This is a genomic window from Leisingera sp. F5 (genome assembly GCF_001593695.1).
Genome location: NZ_LUKH01000990.1, coordinates 1 through 1,376 on the forward strand (window position 1 = coordinate 1; position 1,376 = coordinate 1,376).

The following is a 1,376-nucleotide window of genomic DNA, read 5'->3' on the forward strand; positions in this document are numbered from 1 at the left end:
GCAAAGGATGAGGCCCACAGCCGGGCATAACAAAGCCCACCGCTGACAATCAGGTTACGCAAAAAGGCCCATGAGTAAAGGCGGGCCGCACATTTCGAGAAGGGAATTTCCGGTGAAAACGATCAAGCGAGCAGTTGCAGTTGCGGGCCTGATGGGCCTGGCCGGGTGCATGGGAAACACCTCCCAGACCTCGGCCAATATCATGGGGCTGCAATCCATGACAGGCGTCCAGCGCGCGGCCCAGACCCAGCCTTCGGAACAGGATCTCGCCATGAGCTGCGGCGAAGCGCAGACCGAGTTGGGCACGCTCTACGCGCGCAGCGACGCCATCAACCAGGCAGAACGGAAACAGGAGCGCAAAGCCAGCCTGACCGGTGGCCTCATCGAGGCGGGTTTGTCTGTCATTGGCGCAGGGGCCATCGCCGACGCTGGATCCGCCCAGGCAATTTCCAACGTGGGCATGGCCACCGTTGTGGCTGGCACCGCGGCCAGCGGCGTGCGCGGGTCCGGCGGCCCGGATGCCCAAACCTACAACGAGGCCTTGGCGATCGCGGAACGCAGCGCGCTCTTGGAACGTGTCAAACTCGCCAACGACTGCTGAAGCCCGCGCAACAGTCTCCCGGAAACGGAGGAAACCACGAGCATGAATTTCAAGCACTTTATCTCCGCCATATTCGCCGCTAAGGCTCTTTCCGGCTGCCAGACAGATCAAAATCTGTCAGCCGAACTCGAGAACTCCACAGTTCATTGCTGGGAAAGACGGATACCTAAAAGGAGACAAACTTCGAGCCTTTGTCTTGACACGCTGATCGCCGCTGCGGATTTATAGGCATGACTTCCCGCTCCCGAAGCTTCCAGAAATCCTTTGGAGAGATTGCTGCGATTGCATCTTCGTCTATGCCGCGTGACACGCAAACTCAGGAAATCGTCGCCAGTTTGAGCCGTGAAATACCTGTTGTCGCAGTAAATTTTCTGATCGCGTCACACGACAACAGTCTTCAGTCAAGGTTCTCCTCCGGGTACAGCCAACAAATGGTGGCGCATCTGGAAACGAATTCCTACCAGCGTGAACTCTCCGCACTTGGGCTATTTTCCCTGACAGGCTCTCTTCGGTACAATGATGTTCGATGGGATGAAAAGCCGGGGCTTAAAGTGCTCAGTGATTGCATCCGGGGAGAGGGGCATGGCGACTGTGTCACAACACCTCTCGTAAGTTCTTCCGGTAGGCTTGTCGGATTTCAAAATCTTTCATTGGCGGAAGCTGGCCTTATCGACAATGACGTAAGGTCCTTTCTGGATGATATTTCGACTACCGTGGCGAACATCATTGTACCGAAGAGAGCCTGTCAGGGAAAATAGCCCAAGTGCGGAGAGTT

General features: G+C 56.3%; 2 protein-coding genes. Both read left to right on the forward strand.

The window, feature by feature from the left end:
* Window positions 1-112: 112 nt before the first annotated feature.
* Entirely contained in the window at window positions 113-601 is a 489-nt protein-coding gene (locus A2I95_RS38170) for a hypothetical protein (RefSeq protein ID WP_156916739.1), read from the forward strand.
* A gap of 230 nt (window positions 602-831) precedes the next feature.
* Window positions 832-1,359, forward strand: coding sequence for a hypothetical protein (locus A2I95_RS38175; RefSeq protein ID WP_291737618.1), 528 nt, complete (start codon window positions 832-834; stop codon window positions 1,357-1,359).
* Window positions 1,360-1,376: the final 17 nt, after the last annotated feature.

Coding starts and splice junctions, on each gene's coding strand:
- A2I95_RS38175 (WP_291737618.1), top strand. CDS start 832: ATGACTTCCCGCTCCCGAAGCTTCCAGAAATCCTTTGGAGAGATTGCT.